Below are 24,351 nucleotides of genomic sequence, written 5' to 3'. Positions count from 1 at the left end.
ATCATTCCTTCCGTGGAGACCGAGCCAGTCTAGGGAGACGCACCGTCCGATTGCTCGGGAGTTACTCAGACTGCTGCTCCCCGGAGCCCAGGTTCTGCTGCTTCGGCCGGCTCTTTCCTGACCCCGAGTAGCCCTTGGCGATGTCCTGCACAGTGGAGAAGCTGATGCCGAGCTCTGCGCCAACCGAGCGCAGGGACGCGCCGTCACGGGCGAGCAGCTCGTTCACGGCCTGTTGCCGCGCTTCTTTGAGGCGCTTGTTCTGACTCGGCATGCGCTTGAGGACCTCGCCCAGCGCGACGGCCCGCGCCTTTGGGTCGGCAATCTTTTCGAGCTCATCGAGGGCGTCGAACACTCGCTTCGCCTCCTCGCTCAAATCCGGCCTCTTTCTTCGGGCGGGCCGCTTCCCTCACTGTAGGGGAACCCCCTACAGTGAGGGAAGGCAGTCCACGCACTGCTCATGAGTCGGCCCCGGCCCGGCGCTGCAACGCCACATGGACCGGGGCCAGACCACCCACAACAGCGACGAAGGAGTGGTCCGCCATGGAGCGTACCCACACCCCGGCCGAAGACGACCACAACCCCACCGGCCGCTCTCACCCGATCGTTGACGAGCCCGCCACGCCCGAAGCCTGCGCCGGGGACTACCAGGCTGGATCCGGCGCTCGCACCGTCGAGGTGAAGCGGCAGCGCCTCAGCCGCAGCAAGGCGCGCAGCTGATGATCTACGCCGTCTTCAACGCCGACGACCAAGTCCTCGAGGTGTTCACCGACGCGTGCGGCGCAATCGATCCCCTGCACCTCGCCGTCAAGGCACTCCACTCCACCCACAGCAACGTTGCCGGCGCGTTCGTCGCCACTCTCTGCACCCGACACATGGAGCCCTCCATCAGCTGCCGGACCTGCCAGGCGCAGCTGAGGTGCGAGTCGTGTGAGTGGCCGAGCAAGGCCTGCGCCGAGCACCGCTGATCCCCCCGACCGCCGGGCCCGCCACTCTCCTCGCCGGGCCCGGCCCTCCTCCGCCCAGGAGCAGCACGTGAAACGCTTGAAGGTCCGCTTCAGGGCCCGAATCGTCTGGTGGGCCAGCCTCATTCCGATCGGCGGGGCCGCGGCCGGCATGACCGGCTGGTCCCTCTACACGGTCGCCCACGGCGAATACGGCGTCCCCCATCTCCTCGCCATCGGCACGGCCGCCGTTTTCGACGGCACGGCCATGGCCTGCCTCTTCCTCGCAGGGCAGGCCATCCGCGAACGGCGCTCAGCCCTTGGCCCACACTGCGCCACCCTTGGCCTCGCCGCCGTCTCGATCTACCTCAACCGCCTCCACGCCAACCTCATCCATGGCGGCACTGGCGCCTTCCTGCTCTTCGCCACGCCCACCGTCGCCCTTCTCCTCCTCGCAGGGCTGTCATGGTCTGCGACCCGCTCACGCCTTCGCGCCGAGGACGGCGAGAAGCCCGCGACGCTGCCTCGCCTTGGCGTCTGGGGCTGGTTGCTGGCCCGGGAGGAGGCGTGGGCCCGGACGAAGAAGCACGTGGTGGAACACGTGGTCAGCCCTACCGGCCCGCCGGCAGAGCCTGAGCCTCGCCCGCAGCCAACACGGACGTACACCGCCACCGAAAGGCTGCGTGAGCGGTTCTCCGCGATGGACCCCGCTAAGGCCATCGAGATCGTGCACGAATCGCAGCCGGGACTGACGCCGAGCGAACTCGCCTCGCTGCTCATCCGGTACGGCGTGATCGTGGACGCCGTCCAGGTGGCTCTCGTCCTGCACGAAGACAGGCCACACATCACCGTGCAGCGCGGCGATGCGCCGACTGATGCCGGTGCTGCGCCTCACGATGCGCCGCAGGTCGGAGCCTTGCCGCCGGTCTCCAAGACACGAGCCATCCTGGACGCCGCATCATGCCTCGGACCGGATGCACGGGCCGCGGACATCGCCAAACGGGCTCAGAGTCTCAGCCGCCTTCCCGTCGACCCCGCGTACGTCCGCACGGTCCTGTCCCGCGAAGCCAGGCGTGCGCGCCAGGCGGGCCAGGAGCAGCTGGTGATCGACGGCGTCGGCAAGGGCGGGGGCGGATACGCATGACCATCCTCCCCTGGCTCTGGCCCATCGACGCCTTCCTCGCCGCCGCCGGCCTCATCGCCTGCGCACTCCGCGCATCTGGCCGCGCCGTACTCCCCGCCCTCATCGCCGTATCTGTCGTCACCATCGCCGCCCTCTTCACGAAGTGAGGCAACCGTGTTCGAAGCCCTGCTGTTCTCCGTCCTGGTCTTCATCGTGCTCGCCTGCGACTCGGATGCCCCCCGTGCCCTGCGTCAGATTGCGGCCGGACTGGCAGTTGTCGCCGTGATCCTCGCTGTCTGGGTCCGGTGACACTGTGCCCGAGCCCATCACGCCGACCCGCGTCATCCCCGCCGGCCAGCCCATCCCGACCGCCCCGCCACTGCTCCCCGCGCCTCCCGGCACGACGGACCTCCCACCGTGGCGCACCGCTGCTCCCCCACCCCCGCCGCCCCCGGTCATCCCGCCCCCAGTCCCGCCGAGGGACTGGCTGCCACCCACGCCCCCGGCGACACCGCTCGAGGTACGGGTCGTCGTCGACCTCGTCGGACCCCAGCCAGATCCCGAACCGAGCTTCTGGACTCGCCTTTGGGAAGTACTCGCCCCGCACGTACGGCCCGTGCAGACGTTCGTCGGCGGCGTCATCGCCCTCCTACAGATGCCCTGGGGCTACAGCATCGCCACCACCTGGGCCTACACCGTCCACGAGTCCCGCAGCTTCGGCATCCCCGTCGCCTACGCCCTCAGCCTCGGCCCTCTCGGCGCTGCCCTTGCCGCCGAGCGGCGCGCCAGCGGCACTCTGCGCCAGCTCATCGCCCGGACGGGAATCGTCGTCACGCTCATCGGCGTCATGGGCGCCATCGATTTCTACGACCCCGTCACCGCCCTCACCGGAGTCCACCGATGAACACCACCATCACCCTCGCTGGCGCCGGCATCGACCTCAGCATCCTCTACCTCAACCTCAAGCCCTGGTGGAAGGGCGGACGAAACCCCAAGGACCTGGCTCCCTTTGGCGGCTACTTCCTCTTGGGATCCGTCTCCACAATGTGCGCGGGCGGCGTCCTCGGCTGGCTCGCCAGTTGCTCCGCCGCAGGGGTAAACCGCGTCGGCGACACGGTGGTACACGGAACGACGGGCGCAGCGCCAGGCGGCGCCATCGCCCACGGCTCTCTCGGTGCCCTCACCTCAGAGGGTGGCGTCGTCGTTCTTCTCGCCACCGTCGCCGCAGGCGCCGCCTGGCGGCTGTCGGGCAAGGCCGACCGGCGGCGCATGGTCGGGGGAGCGGTCTGCGGGACGTCGCTTACCTTCACGGCCGGGGTGGCCGGAGCCCTCTACTGGCTGCCCGGCGCCGTCAACGGTCTGGGCGCGACTCTGCGCTCCGGTCTGGAAGGCGCATGGACACTGTGAGCCGCCTCCAGTACATCGCGACGCGCCTGACGGAAGGCTCCGCCGCGCTCGCCCGGTGGATCACCAGGGGGGTCTGCGCTTGGTGTAAGCGTGGTTACCGCGACGACCTGACCGGATGGCGCGCTGCCCTCGGACCAGCCGTCCGTACGGTCCTCGTCCTGGCCGGGGTGGGGGAAGTCGGGGGGTTGGTGGTCGCCCACCCGGCGGTCCTGTGGGCCCTCACGCCCGCCTGGTGCCTACTGGCCTGGCGCACCAAGCAAGGGACCGTACCTGCGCCTGGGAAGCCAACCGAGGCCGCCGACGCACCCCCGCACGAATCCGAACCGGAGGTCTCCTTGGAGGAGTTCTCCTCTCTCGTCCGGGAGCTCGCCGCAGGGGGCGCCGGCGCCCACCTCACTACCATCGCCGAACACCTCACCGGCAACCCCAAGGACACCGCGAGCGTGAGGGACCTGTGTGACGAACACGGAGTGCCCGTGTCGCCATCCGTCCGGCACGCCGGCCGGGTGTCCACAGGGGTGCGGGTGAAGGACCTCCCTCCCCTCCCCCCGACCGCTGCTGTGCCCGCCGACGTAGCTGTAGTTGTCGCAGGTCAGGACACAGCTACAGACCCGGCTACAACTACAGCTACGCCCACAGTTCGACGGCACGAATACGGGCTGACGATCCACGACAACAGCCACCAAACCCAAAGCGCCTAACCGCAGGAGGAGCACATGAGGATCACCGTCGTCGCCGAATTCCCCAACGAGGCCGGGGCCACGATCACCGTGGAACGGACCGTCGACTCGACAGAGGACCCGTTCCTGCCCGTCACGCAATACCGCTGGCGCTGCGCCGGCTGCGGCAACAGCAACGAGGCGACCGTGGAGTTGTCGGACTACGACACGTGCAAGACCATCGCAGGCGAGGCCGACACCCACGCTGGCGCCTGCGTGGAGCCGCCGCGGCCGCCCGACTGACGGCCCGCACATCGGTGTTCATGCCCTGCTCGCCTCGGTGGCAGCAGGGCATCGTCGTGTGCGCAGCTACGATTGACAACGTTGTCATACGCTGGTGCTCGGGAGGTGGGCAATGCCAGACGAGCCGAGCGAGGACACCCGCACGCAAGCCCGCGGCGGCGACGGCAAATGGATCTACACCCCCGAAGCCGCGCGCCGCGACGCCGAAGCCGCCGAACTCCGCGCCAAAGGCTGGCACTACCGCCGCATCGCCGAGCACCTCGGCATCGACGTCCACACCGCCCACCAAGCCGTACAGCGCGCACTGAAGGCCATCGTCCAGGAGCCGGCCGAAGAGGTCCGCACGCTGGAGCTGGAGCGCCTGGACCGGCTGTACGAGCGCGCGGTCGAGGTGCTGGAGCGCCGCCACGTCACCGTGTCTCAAGGAAAGATCATCTACGAGGGTGGCGAACCCCTCGCCGACGATGGCCCGGTGCTCCAGGCCATCGACCGGCTCCTGCGCATTCAGGAGCGCCGCGCCAAGCTCCTCGGTCTGGACGCCGCCACCAAGACCCAGGTCTCCGGCGGGGTGCGCTACGAGATCGTCGGCGTCGACATGGACCAGCTCAAGTGACCGCCGTGCAGCTGGAGCACGCATTCCAGCCCCACGGCAGCGCCCAGGAGGTCATGCACTGCCGCGCCCCCGAGGTGCTGATGTCCGGCCCGGCCGGCACCGGCAAGTCCCGCGCCTGCCTGGAGAAACTCCACCTGCTCGCCCTGCTCAACCCCGGGATGCGCGGGATCATCATCCGCAAGACCCTCGCCTCACTCGGCTCGACGGCCCTCGTGACGTGGCGCGAGTGGGTCGCGAAGGAAGCGCTCGACGCAGGCGTGGTGCGCTGGTACGGCGGCAGCCCCCAGGAGTCCCCCCAGTACCGCTACGCCAACGGCAGCGTCATCACGGTCGGCGGCATGGACAAGGCGACCCGGATCATGTCCTCCGAGTACGACGTCGCCTACGTCCAGGAGGCCACCGAGCTCACGGAAACCGACTGGGAAGCGATCACCACCCGCCTCCGCAACGGCCGCATCTCCTTCCAGCAGCTGATGGCCGACTGCAACCCAGATGTCCCGCACCACTGGCTCAAGCGGCGCTGCGACTCCGGCCGGACGGTCATGCTCCACTGCAAGCACGAGGACAACCCGATCCTCTTCCATCCCAGCTCCGGGGAGATCACCGAGCGCGGTCGGGACTACATCGGCAAACTCGACGCGCTCACCGGCGTCCGGCACGCCCGGTTACGCCTCGGCAAATGGGTAGCCGCAGAGGGCCTGATCTACGAGGACTTCGATCCCTCAGTCCACCTGCTCGACCCCTTCCCCATCCCCGACGCCTGGACCAGGTGGTGGGCGGTCGACTTCGGCTTCACCAACCCGCAGGTCATCCAGATGTGGGCCGAGGACCCTGACGGCCGGCTGTACCTGTACCGCGAGATCTACCGCACCCGCAGAACCGTCGACCAGCACGCCCGCGACGCCCTGGCCACCTGCACCGAGCCCACCCCCGGCTACGAGCATCCAGTCGGCGCCGAGCGGTTTGCCCACCACGGCCGGCAATGGACCGAGCCCAGACCGAGGGGGATCATCTGCGACCACGACGCCGAAGGCCGCGCCGTCCTCGAGCGAGAGCTGGGCATCGGCACCATCCCAGCCCGCAAGAGCGTCACCGACGGCATCCAAGCCGTTCAGGGCCGCCTCCGGAAGACCGGTGACGGACGGCCGCGGCTGTACATCGTGCGCGGCGCCGTCGTCGAGCGCGACCAGGAGCTCCTCGACACCAAGCGACCGACGTGCACCGAAGAGGAGCTCGTCGGCTACGTATGGGCGGTGAAGCCGGGTGCGGCTGGCGGCTTGAAGGAAGAGCCGCTGAAGGAGAACGACCACGGGTGCGACGCCGCCCGCTACCTCGTCGCCGAGCGGGATCTGTCCGCCCGACCACGCATCCGGAGGCTCTGATGACAGGACTGGTAGGCAAGCTCAAAGCGGCGCGCACCGGGGTCTTGACCTTGTCCGGGTTCAGCGCGCTGACCGCCTCGGCGTGGACCGCATGGGGAACGCCGGCCGGGCTCGCTGCCTCCGGCGTGGCACTGCTGGTGCTGGAGTACCTGACCGGGGAGTCCCGATGAAGTCGCCGCTGCGCACCCTCTTCAACAAGACGCCGGTCCCCTACGTGGCCGCCCGGAACCTCGCGCTGCCGTGGCGGCAGCCGACCGGCGCCGAGGCCCAGATGCGGGCCATGGGCAGCGTGGGGACACTCTTCGCCATCGTCAACCGGACGTCGAACGCGACGGCACAGGTTGAGTGGAAGCTGTGGCGTAAGAGCCGCTCTGGCCTGCTCGAGGACCGCGTCGAGGTGACCAGCCACGCCGCTCTGGACCTGTGGAACGCCCCGAACAAGTTCTACACGCGCCAGGAGAACGTGGAGATCGTCCAGCAGCACATCGACCTGACCGGTGAAGGCTGGTGGGTCATTGCGCGCAACCCGCGGTCGCCGCTGCCGCTGGAGCTGTGGCCGGTTCGGCCGGACCGCATGCAGCCAGTGCCGCACCCGACAGACTTCCTGTCCGGCTACATGTACACCGGACCAGGCGGGGAACAGATTGCGCTGCGCACCGAGGACGTCATTCAACTCCGCATGCCCCACCCGCTTGACCCCTACCGCGGCATGGGGCCAGTGCAGGCGATTCTCACCGACCTCGACTCGGCCCGGTACAGCGCCGAGTGGAACCGCCAGTTCTTCCTGAACGGCGCCGAGCCGGGCGGCATCATCCAGGTCGACAAGCGCCTGTCGGACGACGAGTTCGACGAGATGACCATGCGCTGGAACGAGCAGCACAAGGGTGTAGCCAACGCACACCGGGTCGCGGTCATCGAGCAAGGTCAGTGGGTCGACCGCAAGTTGTCCCAGCGCGACATGCAGTTCGCCGAGCTGCGCTCCGTCTCCCGCGACGTGATCCGCGAAGCGTTCGGCATCCCGAAGTTCGCCATTGGCGATGTCGACGACGTGAACCGAGCGACCGCCGAGGCCAGCAAAGCCTGGTTCGCCGAGTACCTCACCGTGCCCCGCCTCGAGCGCATCAAGCAGGCCCTGAACAACGATCTGTTGCCGCTGTACGGCCCGGCCGCGCGAGAGCTGGAGTTCGACTACTGCAGCCCCGTGCCCGCGGACTCTGAGGCGGAGAACGCCGCCCTCGTCGCAAAGGCCACGGCTGCTCAGGCGCTGATCGAGGCTGGCGCCTACGGGCCCGAGGTTCTGGCGGCCGTAGGCCTGCCGGAGATCGCGTTCGGCCAGCCCGGGGCCGATCAGGACCGGGAACTGTTGATCAAGCTGGTCACCGCCGCGCCGGCCGCCCTGGCCCCGACCATCCTGCCGCTCCTCGGCATTGAGGTGCCCGAGCCGCCAGCGCCTGCTGCCAGTCCTGCACCGCAGGTCACGCCGACGGCGCCGCCGGCTCCTGCTGCACGGCTCGACATCCACCACCACGCCCAGGCCGCGTCCCAGCCGGAGCCCGTGGCGTCGTTCTTCGATCTCGCCCGAGCCCGTCCCCGCCACCCCCGCACCACGGTCCGGGCCCAGGACGGGGACGAGGAGCCGGACCTGGAGCCGGTCCGGGCGCAGTTCGAGGAGCACCTGGAACGCCTCCTCGAGGCGTGGGAGGACGTAGCTGAGGCACAGTACGAGCAGCTGGCCGACCAGATCCAGGCCGCGGTCGATGACGAGGACGTTGCCGCGCTCGCAACGCTCAGCGTCGACAGCGAGACGGCCGCCAGCATCCTTCGCGGCGCCCTTGCGGACATGGCGACCGTAGCGGCGGAGCAGATGGCTGCAGAGGCCGCCGAGCAGGGCGTGAAGGTGACACCGCCGCGTGTCGACGAAGGCCTGCGCAACGCTGCGGTGCCCCGGCTGCGGGCGGCGTTCGGCGGCGAGTTGATCGAGATCGCGGCCGCGACAGTCGGCCTTCTCGGGGTTGAGTTGGCCGGCGCCGCGGGCCGCGAGGCGCTGAGGCTGTTCACTCCAGGCGCTGCGGGACGCCAGGTCGCTGATGCGGTAACCGAGTTCCTGCGGTCGCTGAAAATCCGGTTCCGCCGCGATCAGCTCGGCGGCGCCTTGCACCGGGCCCAGAACCTCGGTCGCCTGGCCACCCTCGGGGCAGCCCCGAAAGCGCGGTACTACGCCTCGGAGAAGCTGGACGGCAATACGTGCGGCCCCTGCCGGAGCATCGACGGCACCGAGTTCGAGGACCTCGGCGAGGCCCAAGCAGCCTACGGGGCGGGGCCCTATCGGGAGTGCGAGGGCGGGATCCGATGCCGTGGCACGGTAGTTGCTCGCTGGAATAGTGCACAATGACCTATGACAACGTTGTCATATCCTCGGACCAGCACCGTTGGGAGGCAGCCGATGCCGATGCATGAGCGATTAAGAACGGCACGCCCCCGCGCCGCGCTCCGTGCCGGCCGCACGGACTGGTACCGCATCCGCAACCTCGCCGACGGCGCCGCAGAGGTCGCCATCTACGACGAGATCGGCTATTTCGGCGTCACCGCCTCCGACTTCATCGCCGACCTCAAGGCCCTCGACGCCCCCGAAATCTCGCTGCGCATCAACTCGCCGGGCGGGGAGATCTTCGACGGCATCGCCATCATGAACGCGCTGCGCTCCCATCGAGCCCGCATCACTACCTACGTCGACGGCCTGGCCGCATCCATCGCCTCGGTCATCGCGATGGCCGGTGACCGCATCGTGATGCAGCCGCACTCGCAGATGATGATTCACGACGGCTCCGGGCTGTGCATCGGCAATGCCGGCGACATGCGGGAGATGGCCGAACTCCTGGACCGGCAGTCCGACAACATCGCCTCCATCTACGCCGAGCGCGCTGGCGGCACCGTCAAGCAGTGGCGCACCAGGATGCTTGCCGAGACCTGGTACTCGGCGGCGGAGGCGGTCGAGGCGGGGCTGGCCGACGAGGTGGCCAAGCCGCAGCGGCGCGAGGAGCCGGACGAGGCACAGGACATGCCTATGGCCGCCTCCTGGGACCTGAGCGTGTTCCGGTATGCGAGCCGCGAGGAAGCACCCGCCCCGGCCGCAGTGGCCGTGACGAACAGTGCGGCCACTGACGGCGAGCCCGTCGCCGAGGCTGCCCTTCACACCGAAGCCCCTGACGACCATCCGGCGGTCAGCGAACCCGACCCTGTGTTCACTTTCGACCCGGGTGTCTTCCGGGCTGCTCTGGATGCCGCGGCCGATCCGATGCCCGACTACGACCCCGGGTACCTCCGTTCCCTCATGGCCGGCGTGGCCATTGATGCCCCGGCCGAACCCGAGCGGCAGCGCCTCGCGGTCGCGGATCCACTCGCACCCGTGACAGCCACTGCCCCCGAGCCGGCAGCTGCCGCCGGTGAGGTGGCCGTCGAGTACTTCCGCGCCCTCATGAACAGCGTCGCCACCGACGCGCCAGCACCCCCGGAGACAGCAGCGCCCGACCAGGTGCCCGCCGAACCGGTACCCAGCATCGACCGAACCCTCTTCGAGCGCGCCCTATGGGAGGCACGACTGTGAACACCACCACCGGGGCGGACCCGGAGCGCATCACCATCCCGACCACGGCCGCCGAGCTGGAGGCCATGCTTGGTGACAGCAAGGCCATGCAGAAGGTCTTCGCGGGCAAGAACGGCGAGTTCGGGGAGTTCATCACCAACTACGCCCGGTCGGTGCACAACCGGGACCTGGCCATTGCCACCCAGGTCAAGGAAGAGACTCAGCGGGTCCTGGCTGACTGGCTGCGCGACGAGCAGCCCGAGGGCGTCGGACGCATCAACCTGACGCCCGAGCAAGTCGTGGCCCACGGCAGCGCGCGCAACAACCTGCACAACCCCCGCGCGATGGGCGCTGTGCTGGACAAGGAATTCACCAACAGCGCGGAGTACTTCCGCACTATCTGGCACAACGCGAACCGTACCGCGGACATGCAGGCCAAGCTCACCCGCGTGCGCAACGCGTTCTCCTCGACCGTGCCCTCCGAGGGCGGATTCCTGATCCCCGAGACGCTCCGGTCCGAGATGCTGCGGGTGTCGCTGGAGACCTCTATCGTTAGGCCCCGCGCACGCGTCATCCCCATGGAGACGCTTCGGGTGCCGTTCCCCGCGATCGACTCCACGTCCAACGTCTCCAGCGTGTACGGCGGCGTGGTCGGCTACTGGACCGAGGAAGGCGCCGCGCTCACCGCGTCGCAGGCCGCGTTCTCCCGGATCGTCCTGGACGCGAAGAAGCTCACCGCGTACAGCGAGGTTCCCAACGAGCTGATCTCCGACTCCGCGGTCAGCTTCCAGGCGTTCCTTGACGAGATCTTCCCCGAGGCCCTCGGCTTCTACGAGGACATCGCCTTCATCAAGGGCTCCGGTGTCGGCGAACCCCTGGGCGTCCTCGACGCCAACAACTCCGCGATCATCGCGGTGGCCAAGGAGTCCGGCCAGGCGGCGGACACGATCGTGTGGGAGAACATCGTCAAGATGTACGCCCGCATGCTGCCCAGCAGCCTGAACCGGGCCGTGTGGATCGCCTCCAACGACGTCTTCCCCGAGCTCGCCACCATGGCGCTCAGCGTCGGCACGGGTGGTTCGGCGGTGTGGCTGAACAACGGCGTCGAGGGCCCGCCCATGACCATCCTGGGCCGGCCGGTCATCTTCACCGAGAAGGCCCCTGGTCTGCTCGGCGACCAGGGCGACATCTCCTTCGTGGACTTCGGGTTCTACCTGATCGGTGACCGGCAGGTCATGAGCGCCATGTCGAGCCCGCACTTCAAGTTCCAGAACGACCAGACCGCGTACCGGATCATCCAGCGCGTCGACGGCCGGCCGTGGCTCCAGTCCGCGATCACGCCGCAGAACAACGGCCCGACCCTCAGCCCGTTCGTCCAGCTCGCCGCCCGCGCCTAACCCCAGCCAGCCCGGGAAGCGGCAATCAACCCCCGCCCCGGGCCAACCCCAGAGCGGCACTAACCCCCCGCTCGGAGAGGCAACACCATGACCACAGGAGCACGGGGACTCGGCAGGGTCTTCAACGCCAGCGTCGGCGCCGTCCCCACGGACGCCGTAGCCGCTGCCATCACCGGCAACCGCGTCCACATGAAGGACTGCGACACCGTCGCCTTCCTCGTCGTGGCCGGCTCCGGCTCGACCGACATCCTCGACCTGGACCTCCAGGAGCACAATGCCGCGACCGGCGGCACCAGCCAGGACCTGGACATCATCACCAAGTACTACTACCAGGACGAGGCCACCCTCGACGGTGACGAGACCTGGACCGAGGGCAGCCAGACCGCCGCCTCCGAGATCACGAACGTCGGCACCGCTTCGGCCCAGCAGCTGGTCGTCGTCGAGGTGGGCGCCTCGCAGCTGAGCGACGGGTTCGAGTGGGTGTCCCTCAACGTTCCGGACCTGGGCACCAACGGCAGCAAGTACGTGTCGATCATCAACCTGGCGCTCGACCTGCACGTACAGCGCAAGCCCACCAACCTCGCCAACCTCAACACCTGAGGAGCCCTGACCCATGTCTGTCATCGTCCAGGGCTCCCAGTTCCGGAACCTCCTGCTCGGCGGAGCCCCGGTTGCGAGCCCCTCCGGCGCGTTCGCAGCCGATACCCGCACCATCTTCACCGTGGCCGGCGGCGAGGTGATGATCACCGCTCTGTGGGGCGTGGTCACCACCGCCATCACCGTGGCCAACACGGTCAAGCTCCAGGCGAACCCCACCACCGGGGATACCGCGGACATCGTCACCGCCACCGACATCGGCACCACCGACACCGCGGCCGGCACCGTGCTGGGCTTCCTGATGGACCCGGACGACACCGCCGCCACCGCGCCGGACATCGTCAAGGGCGGCGGCACCGCCCTTCAGGGCCTCGTCGTCACCACCGGCGACATCGAGCAGGTCACCACGGGCACCACCCCCGACGGCGCGGTCACCTGGTACTGCACCTGGGTGCCGCTGACCGACGGTGCCACCCTGGTGGCTGGCTAGTCATGCCGAAGACGACCCGCAGCCGCGGCGGCACCATAGGCGGCCTGGCGCAGAACCAGGAGCAGGAACCGCTGCTCCTGGGCAAGCGGATCGTGGTCCGGGACGGCCGGATCGAGTTCATGGACGGATCCGGATCCCTTCCGGATACCGTCCTGGACCGCGAGGCGGCCGGCCTGCTCCGCCTGACCGGTGGCTGGCGGCTGGAGGGCGCGGCGTCGACCACGGACACACTCACGGTCCGAGTGACGGGTGACACGGTGGCCCGGCTCGTGGTCAACGCCGACGGCAAGCTCGAGTGGTCCTCAGGCTCCGCCACAGCAGATACGAACCTGTACCGGTCGGGCGCGGACACGCTCGCCACCGATGACGCCTTCACCGTGGGCGGCTACACCACGCTCCAGGGCGCCCAGACCAACGGCGACTTCGCCAGCCTCGGCGACGTCACCATCAGCACGGCCGGCAAGGGCCTGAAGGTCAAAGAAGGCGCGAACTCGACGATGGGGACGGCCACGCTCGTCACCGGCGCCGCCACAGTCGCCACGACGAAGGTCACCGCGACCAGCCGGATCTTCCTCACCTCGCAGGCCGACGGCGGAACGCCCGGCTTCCTGCGGGTCTCCACGAGGAGCGCCGGCACGTCGTTCACGATCACCTCGTCCAGCGCCCTCGACACCTCGACCGTGGCCTGGCTGATCGTGGAGCCCGCCTCATGACCCTCTGGAGATGCGACGGCTGCACCACCCTCTACGCGGTGGGGCTGACCCGCTGCCCGCGATGCCACTCGACCGCCTTCCACGAGGAGGGATCCATGCCGAAGATCTCCCGCCACGGCGGGCCCACCAACGCCGGTGCAGGCGCCGCCCACGAGCCCCCGGAGCCTGCACCGGTCACCACCACCGTGGACACGTCGCCGGCCGCCAGCACGGACGAGGAGGGGGTCACGTGGCCTGGGAGCAGCTCCTCAGCATCTACCGAGACGCCGCCGACGAGCTCCGAGCCGAGCGCAACCGTGCCCCGGAAGCGTGCCCGCAAGACGGCGAACCGCTCCGCAAAGGCCCCGACGGAGAGCTCTTCTGCCCCTTCGACGGATGGCGACCCGACGGCGCCTTCACCGGAGCCTGACGAGACCAGCACGGACTGAACCATCCCACCAGCGAGACGTGAGAGGAGGTGACCGGCGATGGGCGTGTGGTACGCCACCCGCGAGGACGTGAAGGAAGCGCTCGACTTCAAGGAGACGGCCCGCAGTAACCGGCGGATCGACCGCGCCCTGGAATCCGCCTCCCGCTCCGTCGAGGGGCTGCTCCACCGCCGGTTCTACCCCCAGACCGCCACCCGCTACTGGGACTGGCCCAACGAGCAGACGGCGCGGCCCTGGCGGCTGTGGCTGGACGACTCGGAACTGATCTCGCTCACCACGCTCTCGTCCGGGGGCACGGCCATCGCGGCCAGCAGCTACAACCTAGAGCCCAACCGGTCCGGGCCGCCGTACAACCGGATCGAGCTGAAGCTGTCGACGAGCGCGGCCTTTGGCGGGGGCAGCACCCACCAGCGGGACATCACCGTCACCGGCCTGTGGGGCTACCGCAACGACGAGACCCTCGTCGCCGACGTGGACGAGGCGATGACCGCCTCCGAGACCGACCTCGACCTGACTACCTCGGCCGGCGTCGGCGTCGGCTCCGTGCTGCGCATCGGCTCCGAACGCCTGCTGGTCACCGGAAAGGCCATGAAGGACACGGGCGTCAACATCGACGCATCCGACTCGCTCACGGCCTCCGCAGCCGACGTGTCCATCACGGTGTCCACCCTCACCGGCGCGCCCGCCCTCGACGAGGTCATCCTCATCGGCTCGGAGCGCATGCTCGTCGTCGACGTCGCCGGGAGCGTCCTGACCGTGAAGCGGGCGTGGGACGGCTCCGTCCTGGCCGCGCACGCGGCGAACGCCGACATCTACGCCCCCCGCACCCTGACCGTCACCCGCGGCGCTCTCGGTACGACGGCGGCCACCATGAGCGCGGGAGATGACGTCTACCGCTGGGATCCGCCGGGCCCAGTACGTGAGCTCACCATCGCGGAGGCGCTGACCGCCTTGCAGCAGGGCCAGGCCGGCTATGCCCGGGTGGTGGGCTCGGGTGAGGCGCAGCGGGAGGCCTCCGGCCGTGGCCTGCGTGAGCTGCGGGAGAGCGTCTACACCAGCCATGGCCGCAAGGCCCGGACGAGGGCGGTGTGAGATGAGCATCGATGTCCAGATGACCGGCCCCCTCTTCGACGGGCGTGCCGCACGGGCCGCTGCGGCGTTCTGTGATGACGCGCGCGAGGAGATCGCCGAGTACGCCGAGACGCTTGTTCTCAACGAGCTCGGTCACGTTCTGCGGCACCCGACCGGCTACTACGAGTCGCGGGTGGAGACCGAGCGGGTCTCGGCTGACACGAGCCGGGTGCACGACAACGGGGTGGTGTACGGGCCGTGGCTGGAGGGCGTCGGATCGATGAATGCCCCCGTCACACGGTTCGCGGGCTACTCGCACTGGCGGCGGATGAAACAGATCGTCAAGGACCAGGCGCCGACCATGGCCGAGCGGGTCCTGCAGCGGCACCTGCCGGGGATGAGGTGACGCGCGATGGCACTGGACATCAACGGCATCGTGGACGCGGTGATCTCGCACGCCATGGCGTCCGGGTACTTCGAGCGCGTCAACGGGCACGAGCCGCAGAACGCGCCGGGCAACGGCCTGACGGCGGCCGTGTGGGTGGACGGCATCACGCCTGTCCGCACATCCGGGCTCGGTTCGGCTTCGGCGCGGCTGGTCTTCAACGTGCGTCTGTACACGCCGATGGTGCAGGAGCCGGCCGACGCGATCGACCCGAACCTGACTGCTGCGACGGATGCCCTGATGCGTGCGTACGTCGGGGACTTCCAGCTCGGCGGCACAGTGCGGCAGGTGGATGTCTTCGGTCAGCACGGCGCGGCGCTGGAGGCGCGGGCGGGCTACATCCAGCAGGACGGCGCGCTGCTGCGGGTCATCACGATCACGCTGCCCGTCATCGTCAACGATCTTTGGGATGAGGTGGCATAGGTGGCCAAACAGAGCGGTCTCGGCGACAACCTCTACGTGGCCGGCTACGACCTCAGCGGGGACATCGGCAGCCTCGGCGGCATCTCCGGCGGCCCGGCGGCCCTCGAGGTCACCGGCATCGACAAGAGCGCGTTCGAACGGATCGGTGGACTGCGGGACGGGAAATTGGAGTTCACGGCCTGGTTCAACCCGGCCACCGACCGAGCGCACCAGCGGTTCCGTTCCCTGCCGACCACCGACGTCATCACCTCGTACTTCCGGGGCACGACGCTGGGGAATCCCTCGGCGAACATCGTCGCCAAACAGATCAACTACGACGGCACGCGCGCGGACGACGGAGCGTTCACCTTCGCCGTAGAGGCGCAGGCCAACGGCTACGGCCTTGAGTGGGGTCGGAGCATGACCGCGGGGAAGCGCACGGACACCACAGCGACGAACGGCTCGTCGGTGGACTTCGGGACCGGCTCGACCGCCTTCGGGCTCCAGGCGTACCTGCACGTCTTCGCGTTCACGGGCACGTCGGTCACGGTGAAGCTCCAGGAGAGCAGCGACGACGGGGCAGGGGATGCCTGGGCCGACGTGACCGGCGGCGCTTTCACGGCGGCCACGGGGATCACCAGCGAGCGGATCACGACCTCGTCGAGCCAGACCGTGGAGCGCTACCTGCGTGTGGTGACGACCGGCACGTTCTCCAACGCGGTGATCGCGGTGTCGGTGGTCCGGAACGCGACGGCGGTGACGTTCTGATGACGCGCCCCATGAACCGTGCGGACCGGCTGATCCTGGCGCCGGGCGCCTACCAGACGTACAGCATCGCTCAGCCGCGGGACACCCTCGTCAAGGCTGCCTGCGAGCAGGTGGGTTGTGCGGCGTGGCGGTACGGGTGGGAGTCGGTCATCGATGAGTCGACCGACCTCGGAAAGCGGCAGGCCGCGTACATCCGTACCGAGTCGCGCCGGACGTTCCGGGAACAGAAGACGGATGCCGGCCTGACCGTTTTCCGCTTCGAGTCCGGGCAGCGGTGCTTCGCCGAGCACAAGACACGCCCCGAGTTGTACGCGGTGCGTGACGGGGACTGGCGCGGCAACCCCACCGGACGAACCCGCCGGCACACCAAGGCGGCGGACTGGGTCGAAGACTTCGGCGAGCACCAGCTTTGGCTCGTCGACCAGCAGAAGAAGGGATAGGCCATGGCCAAGGAATCGGGCCTCGGGTGGACGACCTGCTCGGTCGACGACAGCAGCGGTACCGCCCGTGCGATCAAGAACGACATCACGAACCTGGAGTTCGCGACCCCGCGGGCGGTGCAGGACGTGACCGGTATCGACAAGAGCGCGATGGAGCGGCTGCTGCTGCTCGCGGACTTCAGCGTGACGCTCAACGGGGTCTTCAACGACGCGGCCAACCAGGCCCACGACGTGTTCAAGACGGTGCCGTCCACGTCCGTGGCGCGGACGGTCACGCTCACGGTGTCCGGCCAGACCCTGGCGAACGAGGTGCTGTTCACGGACTACCCACTGACCAGGGCCGACGACGGCGCGCTCACGTTCGCTGTTCCGGGTGTGCTCTCCGACGGCACTGTCCCGACCTGGGCGTAGGGGGCTGGCATGGGGTTCGTGAAGAAGCCGAAGCGCATCAACCTGCGCTTCGAGGGTGACCCCGAGCTCGACGGGCTCGAGGTCACCCTGCGCGGTCTGAATGTGGCCGAGTACCTCGATGTCATGGGGCTCGGCGAGGTCGAGGCGGGCTCAGTCCCCGACATGATCAAGCGGTTCTCGCGGGCACTGGTCTCCTGGAACCTCGAGGACGAGGACGGCAACCCGGTGCCGATCAGTGAAGACGTCGTCTTCGCTCAGGACCAGGACTTCATCATGCGGCTCGCTGCTGCCTGGATCGAGGCACTGTCGGGCGTGCCGGCCCCTTTGGATCAGAGCTCGCCCAGTGGCGAGCCGTCCCCGGTGGTGTCGATTCCGATGGAACCCCTGTCCGAAAGCCTCGCCAGCTAGCCAGGGCCGAATTCCTCCTCGGCCTCTGCGAGCGGTTCCACTGCCTGCCCAGTGCGCTCCTCGCAGAGGACGCGGTGCTCATCCAGCTTCTAGAGATCGAACGCCTCGGCAGCCCGGAGGGAGGTGCCCCGAATGGCTAATGACATTTCCATCAGCGTTCGGGTCGCCGACAACACGGCCGCCGGGCTGACAGCTGTGAACCGGTCGCTGCGGAACCTGCGGACCAACGCGACCTCGGCAGGTCAGGGCCTCAACGCGCTCACGGCGAGGGCCGCTGCCACCACGGCGGCATTACGGGCTCTGCATGACGCGGCCGAGGATGCCAACCGGTCGCTGCGTACTCTCCGCGGCCGGGCTGCTGCGACGGCCGCCGCGATGGGTGATTTGCGTGACCGGTCCACGCTGACCAACAACGCGCTGCGGACCCTCAACGCGCGGGCTGATACCGGTGCCAACCGCTTGGGTGCCCTCTCCGACCGGACGCGGGCGTTGCGCTCGGACATGGACGACCTCGACGGCAGCATGACCCGGGTCGTCACCAACATGAACGGGCTGCGTGGCAGGCTCGGCACCATCTCGACCGCGGCATCCCGCTCTGGTGAGGGCATGGACGGCATGCGGTCCGCCGCGCTGCTCCTCGCCCCTGCGATCCTGCCGATCGCGGCCGCTGCGGTACCGGTCGTCGCGTCAGTTGCTGCGGCTACCACGGCGCTGGTGGCATTTGGTGCGGCGCTGATCCCTCAGGCCAAGGCCATGGGAGAGGCGTCAGCGGCCGAGAAGAAGTACAACGACGCCGTCAAGGAGCACGGGAAGGGCTCTGCTGAGGCGGCGAAGGCGGAGGCCGCGTACATGCAGCGCGTCAAGCAGCTGCCGCCGGCTACTCGAGAAGCTGCGGCGGCGCTGTCGTCGATGAAGGATCAATACAAGGCGTGGGCGGAGTCGCTGTCTGGCGACACGATGCCTGTGGCGACGAAGTCTTTCGCGGTCTTCTCCGGCCTGTTCCCGAAACTCACTCCGCTGGTCCGGAGCGCATCCGAAGAGCTGAACCAGATGATGACGCTCCTGGCCGGCGGCATCAACAGCTCCGGGTTCGACCGCCTGATGGGAACCTTCTCCGCTTTCACGTCTGGTGTTCTCCGCTCGGCCACGGATGGACTGATCCATCTGACGCGGGTGCTATCCCAGGGCGGAATGTCTGGTGGGGCTCTCTCGGAATTCATGGCCTATGCGCGGGAGAACGGACCGCTCGTAGCGGAGAGTCTGGCGAACATTGGCCGGGCCGTGACGAGTCTGCTGGCAGCGGCCAGTGACGCTGGTGTGGGGCTCCTCGAGATCGTTAACGGCATGGCCAAGTTGGTCGATGCGGTGCCCACCGAATTGCTGTCATCGCTGCTTCAGCTGGTGCTGGTGTTCAAGGCCGTCAAGATGGCTGCGGCCGGCCTTGCTGCGGTCTCGGGAATCGTGGCTGCATTTGGTGCTCAGATCACCGCGATGCGGGCTGCTGCTGCGGGTGCGTCCGGAGGGCTTACGACGTTGACGGCTGCCTTCGGGGCGCTGTCGCGGGGCGCGAAGGTGGCTCTCGTTGCGTCGGGCATCGGGCTGCTGGTGGTGGCCCTGACTCAGCTGTCGGAGATGGGACGGCGGACACCGCCGGACATCGACCGGATGACCACGGCGATGGGCAAGCTGGGCGAGTCCGGCAAGGTGAGCGGCGAAGCAGCCAAAGCCTTTGGTAAGGACTTGGGTGGACTGGCTGACTCACTGCGGGTGCTGGCCCGTCCGTCGAATATGGAGGGCCTCCAGCAATTCATGACCTCTTTGATCGGCATGGACAGCACGCCGGTCGAGGAAGCCAAGCAGGACATCAACGCTGTCGACGAGGCGCTGGCCAATCTCGTCAAGGGTGGTAATGCGGATCTCGCTGAAGCGGCATTCCAGCGCGCTGCCGCGGCGATGAAGAAGAAGGGGCTCACAGCTCAGGAGCTCCGTGGCCAGCTCGACGGGTACAAGAGTGCGCTGGCTGACGCCGCCTTTGCCGAGCAGCTGGCCGCACAGGGAATGGGGCTATTCGGTCAGCAGGCTCTGGCGACGAGCGAAAAACTGAACGCGCAGAAGGGCTCGGCGGACGGCCTGCGTCAGGCGATCGTGGCGCTGAACGACGTGCACCGCCAAGGGCTGGGCGGGATGATCGCGTTCGAGGCAGCCATCGACACGGCGGCCAAGGCAGCGCGCGACAACGCGGGATCGCTAAGCATGACCGGCGGCCAGCTTGACCTGAATTCGGCGAAGGCTCGAGACGCAGCAACAGCGCTGCAGGACCTGGCATCAAGGACCGACGAGGCGGCGGCCGCAGCGCGGGAGTCCGGCGGTTCATGGGAATCGGTCAATGCCATCTACGAGCGCGGCCGGTCGAAGCTGATCGCCAACGCCCAGGCGATGGGCCTGACGAAGTCGGAAGCGCGGGCACTGGCCGCGCAGATCCTTGCCACGCCCGACAAGACGGCGCGGCTGAAGGGGAACCTGGAGGACCTCGAGGCCAAGCTGGCCTCGGCGAAGGGGCAGCTTGCGCGGGTGCCGGACTCGCGGAGAGCCGCTATCCGGGCGCAGATTGCGCAGCTGCAGGCAGCGGTGGCTAGTGCTCGAGCTGCGCTGAACTCGGTGCGCGACAAGACGGTGTTCATCAACACCTATCACCGCGACTACGTGTCGGTTATCCGCACTGAGCAGTTTGCGCCGAGAGTGGACGGCGTCCCCCTGATGCGTGCCTCTGGTGGACCAGTATCCGGTCCGGGGACGGGAACGTCGGACGATGTGCCGCTCATGGCGTCCGACGGCGAGTACGTGGTGCAAAAGGCATCTGTGGATAAGTACGGACTGCCGTTCCTCGACGCAATCAACGCCGGAACGCTGCGGGCATTCGCCGGTGGTGGCCGGGTTACGAAGGCCATGCGGGAGGCTCGTAGCCAGGCGGCTGGGGACCTCACGGTGTCGTACTGGGGCAGGCGAGCCGGTCGCCGTCAGGACGAGTTCGTTGGTGCCCTGGGTGACCCGAATAGCCTCGGGGACCTGGCCCAGTCGCTGAACAAGTGGCGCGGGATCATCAAGGCCGCCACGGACGGCGGGGTGGAGAAGCGTCTGCTTTCCTCGCTGGACCGGGCCGGCATGCAGCTGATCAAGCATGAGAAGCAGCTCACCAAGGTCAATTCTGCGCTGGAGTCGGCCCGGGACAAGCTCAACGGCCTTAGGGACAAGTTCAACCAGGCCAAGGAGCAGGTCTCCTCAGGGATCATGTCCCAGGCCAGCATCACCGGCGCGGCGCAGAGCGGCAAGCGGCTGACACTGGACGCGGTCATGGGCGACATGACCGCCAACCGCGACAAGGCCGTCGCCCTGGCCGGAGCGCTGAAGACACTGCGCGCCCGGGGCTTGAACTCCGGGTCGTTGCAGGAGATCGCGAACGGCGGCATTGATGGTGGCCTGGCCACGGCCGAGGCGCTGATGCGCGCCTCCTCGGGCGACATCAAGCGCATCAACCAGATGCGGGGGCAGATCGCTTCGGCGGCCGGCTCGGCCGGGACTACCACGGCGGACGCGATGTACGGCGCTGGCATCAAGGCCGCCGAGGGCCTGGTGCGGGGGCTGGAGCGGCAGCAGGCGGCAATCGAGCGGGTGATGATCCGGATCGCCGAGGCCCTCGAGCGCCAGATCAAGAAGGCGTTCGGAGTCAAAGCGAACGGTGGCCCGGTTGGGGCAGCGGGTGGCGGGCCACGGTCGGCGATGACCTGGGTGGGCGAGCAGGGGCCGGAGCTGGTGCGCCTTCCCTACGGATCGTCGGTCCGGACGGCCGGGGATTCCCGCCGCCTGGCCGCCGCTGCGGGCGGTGGTGACCCGGTGGTGCTGGAGATCACGTCGGGCGGGTCGCGTGTGGATGACCTGCTGGTGGAGCTGCTGCGCGGGGCGATCCGCGTGAGGGGCGGAAATGTCCAGGCCGTACTCGGCCGGGCTGGCGCGTAGGGAGCAAAAGGATGCACAGGTACAAGACGTGGAACGGCGCGATGCCGACCACAGCAGCGCAGGTCAAGGTAACGACTGGCACCGCGATCAAGACGATGTTGCAGCTGGCGACGCCGTCAACGCGGCAGATTCAGCTGATCTCCTGGGGCTTCTCCCTGGACGTGGCGCCGGGCGCGGCCTCGGTGGTGGAACTCCTGCAGACGGACGCGGCGGCCACGGTCACAGCGCACGTGGCGGCTGGCGTGCAGCCTCTCGATCCCAACGCGCCGGCGTCGCTGCTGACCCTCGGTACGAGCGCGACCGGCTACACCGCGAGCGCTGAGGGCACTACGACCGCTTCTCGCGTGTTCGACGTCAAAGAGATCCCGCTCGCAGCCGGCGCGACGGACCTGACGTACTTCTACCAGTGGATGCCGGACGAGCGCCCGATCGTCGCTGTCAGCAAGTTTCTCCGGGTCAGGGCCACCTTCGCCACCACGGCGTCGAACATGGTCACGTGGGTCTGCTGGGACGAGTGAGCCATGGCAGGACTGGCGGCACGGGTTGCCGCGTGGCAGCGGCGGATGGGCGGCACGCCTGGCCCGTTCGGCGGCTCGGGCGAGGCGAGCGATGGTTCACCCGTCAAGGTCGAGCTGTTCATAGCCGGCGCGTGGGTGGACATCACGAGCCTGGTCATGACCCGCAGCGGCTCGGAGAAGATCAGCATCACGCGCGGCCAGGCCGACGAGGCAGGGCAGACGGAGCGCTCGGTGTGCCGCTTCCAGCTCAACAATCGCAACGGCTACTTCAGCCCGAGAAACCCCACGTCCCCGTACTACGGCCAGATCGGCCGTAACACCCCGATCCGCGTCCACGTGCCCGACCCGAGCACCGGCGGCAAGCTGTACCGGTTCTGGGGCGAGATCTCGTCCTGGCCGACCCGGTGGGACACCTCCGGCAGCGACATCTGGGTGGATGTCGACGCCGCCGGCATCCTGCGCCGCCTGGCCCAGGGCGCGGCCCCCACGCACTCGGTGCTCTACAACGCGATCACGGATCCGGGGTTCGAGTCGCTGCTGGCGTACTGGCCGTGCGAGGACATCAGCGGCTCCATCTCGATCGCGTCGGCGCTCACCAATGGGTCGACGATGACGATCAGCGGCTACCCGACACTGTCGTACTACCAGGACTTCGGCAGCAGCGACCTGCTGCCGGATATGACTGACGCGACCTTCTCCGGTGGCGTCCAGGGCTACCTGACGACGTCCCCCGCACAGTGCCGCTTCTTGCTGAGCATCCCGCCCGAAGGCGTCTCGAACGGCAAGGTCGTCTGCGCGCTGGTGATGAAGAGCAGCGCCGTCACCACGTGGGAACTGGTCTACGGCACGGGCGGCACCCTGACCCTGCGCGTCCTGGACAGCACCGGCGCCACCGTCTCCGGCGGCGTCTCCGCATTCGGGGACGTCCGCGGCAAGCGTCTGCGGGTCAGCATCGAGCTGCAGCAGAACGGCTCCAACATCGACTGTGCCGTGCGCTATCTGGAAGTCACCTCCACCGAGGCCACGAGCGCCACCGGGACCGTGACGGGGAAGACCATGGCCCGCGTCACTGACGTCAAGATGGCGCCGGCCCCCGTGAGCGGCGCCGTCAGCCGCGGCCTCGATTTCAGCACCCTCGGCCACGTCACCCTGCAGAACGCCATCACCTCCATGACCGACCTCGGCGAGCGCCTCGACCCGTCCGGGGAGACGGCCGGCGCCCGTGTGCAGCGGATCTGCGCCGAGGAGGGCATCCCGTTTGACGGACTCGGCGACCTCAGCGACACGGTCACCATGGGGCCCCAGGCGAAGAAGAAGCCGATCGACCTGATCAGCGAGGCGGCTGAGGCTGACCTGGGCGTCCTCTCGGAGAACCTCGCGGTGTTCGGGCTCGGCTACCGGCCCCGGACGCATCTGTACAACCAGGACCCGGCGCTGACGCTCTCCTACTCCTCGAACCAGCTCTCCTCGAGCCTGGACCCGGTCGACGACGACCAGTTCACCCGCAACGACGTCACTGTCACCCGTCAGGACGGCGGGATGGCCCACGCCGCCCTGACCACCGGTGCCATGGGCACCGCGGACCCTCCGACTGGTATCGGCGTGTATGGCGAGTCGGTCACCCTCAACGTGGAGTCGGACGCGACGCTGGCCGATCAGGCGAACTGGCGGCTCCACATGGGCACCGTCGATGAGGCCCGGTACCCGCAGATCAGCGTGAACCTTGCGCACGCGACATTTGTGAACAATCCGGCACTGAAGGCTGCCGTCCTCTCCTTGCGCCAGGGGGACCGGATCGTCATCACCAGTCCGCCGTCATGGCTGCCGCCGGACGACATCAGCCTGATCGTGCTCGGGCTGTCGGAGACGATTGATCACTTCGAGCACCGCATCACGCTGAACTGCGCGCCCGAGTCCCCATACCAGGTGGGCGTGCTGGACAGCGCTGAGCACGCCCGGCTCGACACGGCCGGCTCCGAGCTGGCCTCCGCCCTCGACTCCTCCACGACGAGTGTCAGCGTCTCGACGACCTCGGGCCCGGTGTGGACCACGGACAGCGCAGACATGCCGTTCGACGTCCGGGTGGGCGGAGAGGTGATGCGGGTTACCGCGATCTCCGGCTCCTCGAGCCCCCAGACGTTCACCGTCACCCGGAGCGTGAACGGCATCGTCAAGTCCCACTCCGCCGGCGTGGACGTGCGCCTGGCCAATCCCACCACCATCGCCCTGTGAGGAGGC

The 24,351-nt window shown here is 68.5% G+C and carries 29 protein-coding genes; 27 read left to right on the top strand and 2 right to left on the bottom strand.

What is annotated here, in order from left to right:
- Positions 1 to 61: 61 nt before the first annotated feature.
- Entirely contained in the window at positions 62 to 352 is a 291-nt protein-coding gene (locus ACIG36_RS00795) for a hypothetical protein (RefSeq protein ID WP_399919742.1), read from the bottom strand.
- A 188-nt stretch (positions 353 to 540) separates the two neighbouring features.
- Here ACIG36_RS00795 and ACIG36_RS00790 point away from each other — a divergent pair, with 188 nt between their 5' ends.
- From ACIG36_RS00790 to ACIG36_RS00710, 17 genes are all read left to right on the top strand, one after another.
- Positions 541 to 717, top strand: coding sequence for a hypothetical protein (locus ACIG36_RS00790; protein ID WP_399919740.1), 177 nt, complete (start codon positions 541 to 543; stop codon positions 715 to 717).
- The gene (locus tag ACIG36_RS00785; protein ID WP_399919738.1) at positions 717 to 965 is read left to right on the top strand and encodes a hypothetical protein; all 249 of its coding nucleotides are present in this window, start codon (positions 717 to 719) and stop codon (positions 963 to 965) included. The genes ACIG36_RS00790 and ACIG36_RS00785 overlap by 1 nt, the downstream gene beginning before the upstream one ends.
- 67 nt (positions 966 to 1,032) lie before the next feature.
- The gene (locus ACIG36_RS00780) at positions 1,033 to 2,085 is read left to right on the top strand and encodes a DUF2637 domain-containing protein (RefSeq protein ID WP_399919736.1); all 1,053 of its coding nucleotides are present in this window, start codon (positions 1,033 to 1,035) and stop codon (positions 2,083 to 2,085) included.
- Entirely contained in the window at positions 2,082 to 2,231 is a 150-nt protein-coding gene (locus tag ACIG36_RS00775; RefSeq protein WP_399919734.1) for a hypothetical protein, read from the top strand. Before ACIG36_RS00780 ends, ACIG36_RS00775 begins: the two co-directional genes overlap by 4 nt.
- Before the next feature lie 7 nt (positions 2,232 to 2,238).
- Positions 2,239 to 2,373 (top strand): hypothetical protein, encoded by a 135-nt coding sequence (locus ACIG36_RS00770; RefSeq protein WP_399919732.1) that lies wholly within the window; start codon positions 2,239 to 2,241, stop codon positions 2,371 to 2,373.
- A 307-nt stretch (positions 2,374 to 2,680) separates the two neighbouring features.
- The gene (locus tag ACIG36_RS00765; RefSeq protein ID WP_399919730.1) at positions 2,681 to 2,968 is read left to right on the top strand and encodes a hypothetical protein; all 288 of its coding nucleotides are present in this window, start codon (positions 2,681 to 2,683) and stop codon (positions 2,966 to 2,968) included.
- The gene (locus tag ACIG36_RS00760) at positions 2,965 to 3,471 is read left to right on the top strand and encodes a hypothetical protein (RefSeq protein WP_399919728.1); all 507 of its coding nucleotides are present in this window, start codon (positions 2,965 to 2,967) and stop codon (positions 3,469 to 3,471) included. The genes ACIG36_RS00765 and ACIG36_RS00760 overlap by 4 nt, the downstream gene beginning before the upstream one ends.
- Positions 3,472 to 4,187: 716 nt before the next feature.
- The gene (locus ACIG36_RS00755; RefSeq protein WP_399919726.1) at positions 4,188 to 4,433 is read left to right on the top strand and encodes a hypothetical protein; all 246 of its coding nucleotides are present in this window, start codon (positions 4,188 to 4,190) and stop codon (positions 4,431 to 4,433) included.
- A 112-nt stretch (positions 4,434 to 4,545) separates the two neighbouring features.
- On the top strand, positions 4,546 to 5,046 hold the full coding sequence (locus ACIG36_RS00750) for a hypothetical protein (RefSeq protein WP_399919724.1): 501 nt from the start codon (positions 4,546 to 4,548) through the stop codon (positions 5,044 to 5,046).
- Positions 5,043 to 6,428, top strand: coding sequence for a phage terminase large subunit (locus ACIG36_RS00745; RefSeq protein ID WP_399919722.1), 1,386 nt, complete (start codon positions 5,043 to 5,045; stop codon positions 6,426 to 6,428). The genes ACIG36_RS00750 and ACIG36_RS00745 overlap by 4 nt, the downstream gene beginning before the upstream one ends.
- Positions 6,428 to 6,598 carry a hypothetical protein gene (locus ACIG36_RS00740; protein ID WP_399919720.1) on the top strand — a complete coding sequence of 57 codons (171 nt, stop codon included), beginning with the start codon at positions 6,428 to 6,430 and terminating at the stop codon, positions 6,596 to 6,598. Before ACIG36_RS00745 ends, ACIG36_RS00740 begins: the two co-directional genes overlap by 1 nt.
- Positions 6,595 to 8,820, top strand: coding sequence for a phage portal protein (locus tag ACIG36_RS00735; protein ID WP_399919718.1), 2,226 nt, complete (start codon positions 6,595 to 6,597; stop codon positions 8,818 to 8,820). Before ACIG36_RS00740 ends, ACIG36_RS00735 begins: the two co-directional genes overlap by 4 nt.
- Positions 8,821 to 8,871: 51 nt before the next feature.
- The gene (locus tag ACIG36_RS00730; protein ID WP_399919716.1) at positions 8,872 to 10,032 is read left to right on the top strand and encodes a head maturation protease, ClpP-related; all 1,161 of its coding nucleotides are present in this window, start codon (positions 8,872 to 8,874) and stop codon (positions 10,030 to 10,032) included.
- Entirely contained in the window at positions 10,029 to 11,408 is a 1,380-nt protein-coding gene (locus ACIG36_RS00725) for a phage major capsid protein (protein WP_399919714.1), read from the top strand. Before ACIG36_RS00730 ends, ACIG36_RS00725 begins: the two co-directional genes overlap by 4 nt.
- A gap of 87 nt (positions 11,409 to 11,495) precedes the next feature.
- Positions 11,496 to 12,008 (top strand): hypothetical protein, encoded by a 513-nt coding sequence (locus tag ACIG36_RS00720; RefSeq protein WP_399919712.1) that lies wholly within the window; start codon positions 11,496 to 11,498, stop codon positions 12,006 to 12,008.
- A gap of 13 nt (positions 12,009 to 12,021) precedes the next feature.
- A complete protein-coding gene (locus ACIG36_RS00715) occupies positions 12,022 to 12,495 on the top strand; it encodes a hypothetical protein (RefSeq protein ID WP_399919710.1) in 474 nt (157 codons plus the stop codon).
- Between the two features lie 2 nt (positions 12,496 to 12,497).
- Positions 12,498 to 13,208 carry a hypothetical protein gene (locus ACIG36_RS00710; RefSeq protein ID WP_399919708.1) on the top strand — a complete coding sequence of 237 codons (711 nt, stop codon included), beginning with the start codon at positions 12,498 to 12,500 and terminating at the stop codon, positions 13,206 to 13,208.
- Between the two features lie 31 nt (positions 13,209 to 13,239).
- Here the strand turns inward: ACIG36_RS00710 and ACIG36_RS00705 are convergent, their stop codons facing one another.
- Positions 13,240 to 13,629 (bottom strand): hypothetical protein, encoded by a 390-nt coding sequence (locus ACIG36_RS00705; RefSeq protein WP_399919706.1) that lies wholly within the window; start codon positions 13,627 to 13,629, stop codon positions 13,240 to 13,242.
- A 46-nt stretch (positions 13,630 to 13,675) separates the two neighbouring features.
- Between ACIG36_RS00705 and ACIG36_RS00700 the strand changes: the two genes are divergently transcribed.
- The 10 genes from ACIG36_RS00700 to ACIG36_RS00655 all read left to right on the top strand — a co-directional run bounded on the left by ACIG36_RS00700 (position 13,676) and on the right by ACIG36_RS00655 (position 24,345).
- Positions 13,676 to 14,728, top strand: a complete 1,053-nt coding sequence (locus ACIG36_RS00700; protein WP_399919704.1) for a hypothetical protein — start codon at positions 13,676 to 13,678, stop codon at positions 14,726 to 14,728.
- A 1-nt stretch (position 14,729) separates the two neighbouring features.
- Positions 14,730 to 15,113 carry a hypothetical protein gene (locus ACIG36_RS00695; RefSeq protein ID WP_399919702.1) on the top strand — a complete coding sequence of 128 codons (384 nt, stop codon included), beginning with the start codon at positions 14,730 to 14,732 and terminating at the stop codon, positions 15,111 to 15,113.
- Positions 15,114 to 15,119: 6 nt separating this feature from the next.
- Positions 15,120 to 15,575 carry a hypothetical protein gene (locus ACIG36_RS00690; protein ID WP_399919700.1) on the top strand — a complete coding sequence of 152 codons (456 nt, stop codon included), beginning with the start codon at positions 15,120 to 15,122 and terminating at the stop codon, positions 15,573 to 15,575.
- Positions 15,576 to 16,322, top strand: coding sequence for a hypothetical protein (locus ACIG36_RS00685; RefSeq protein WP_399919698.1), 747 nt, complete (start codon positions 15,576 to 15,578; stop codon positions 16,320 to 16,322).
- Positions 16,323 to 16,333: 11 nt separating this feature from the next.
- Positions 16,334 to 16,762, top strand: a complete 429-nt coding sequence (locus tag ACIG36_RS00680) for a hypothetical protein (protein ID WP_399919696.1) — start codon at positions 16,334 to 16,336, stop codon at positions 16,760 to 16,762.
- 3 nt (positions 16,763 to 16,765) lie between these two features.
- Entirely contained in the window at positions 16,766 to 17,173 is a 408-nt protein-coding gene (locus tag ACIG36_RS00675; protein ID WP_399919694.1) for a hypothetical protein, read from the top strand.
- Between the two features lie 9 nt (positions 17,174 to 17,182).
- On the top strand, positions 17,183 to 17,581 hold the full coding sequence (locus tag ACIG36_RS00670; RefSeq protein WP_399919692.1) for a hypothetical protein: 399 nt from the start codon (positions 17,183 to 17,185) through the stop codon (positions 17,579 to 17,581).
- A 132-nt stretch (positions 17,582 to 17,713) separates the two neighbouring features.
- Entirely contained in the window at positions 17,714 to 21,595 is a 3,882-nt protein-coding gene (locus ACIG36_RS00665) for a phage tail protein (RefSeq protein ID WP_399919690.1), read from the top strand.
- Between the two features lie 11 nt (positions 21,596 to 21,606).
- Positions 21,607 to 22,113: a hypothetical protein gene (locus tag ACIG36_RS00660; RefSeq protein ID WP_399919688.1), complete on the top strand. Its 507-nt coding sequence runs from the start codon at positions 21,607 to 21,609 to the stop codon at positions 22,111 to 22,113.
- Between the two features lie 3 nt (positions 22,114 to 22,116).
- Positions 22,117 to 24,345, top strand: a complete 2,229-nt coding sequence (locus ACIG36_RS00655) for a hypothetical protein (RefSeq protein ID WP_399919686.1) — start codon at positions 22,117 to 22,119, stop codon at positions 24,343 to 24,345.
- Positions 24,346 to 24,351 lie beyond the last annotated feature (6 nt).

It is taken from the genome of Streptomyces sp. NPDC053048 (assembly GCF_044547045.1).
Classification (GTDB): domain Bacteria; phylum Actinomycetota; class Actinomycetes; order Streptomycetales; family Streptomycetaceae; genus Streptomyces.
This window is presented reverse-complemented; position numbering and strand designations above follow the sequence as displayed.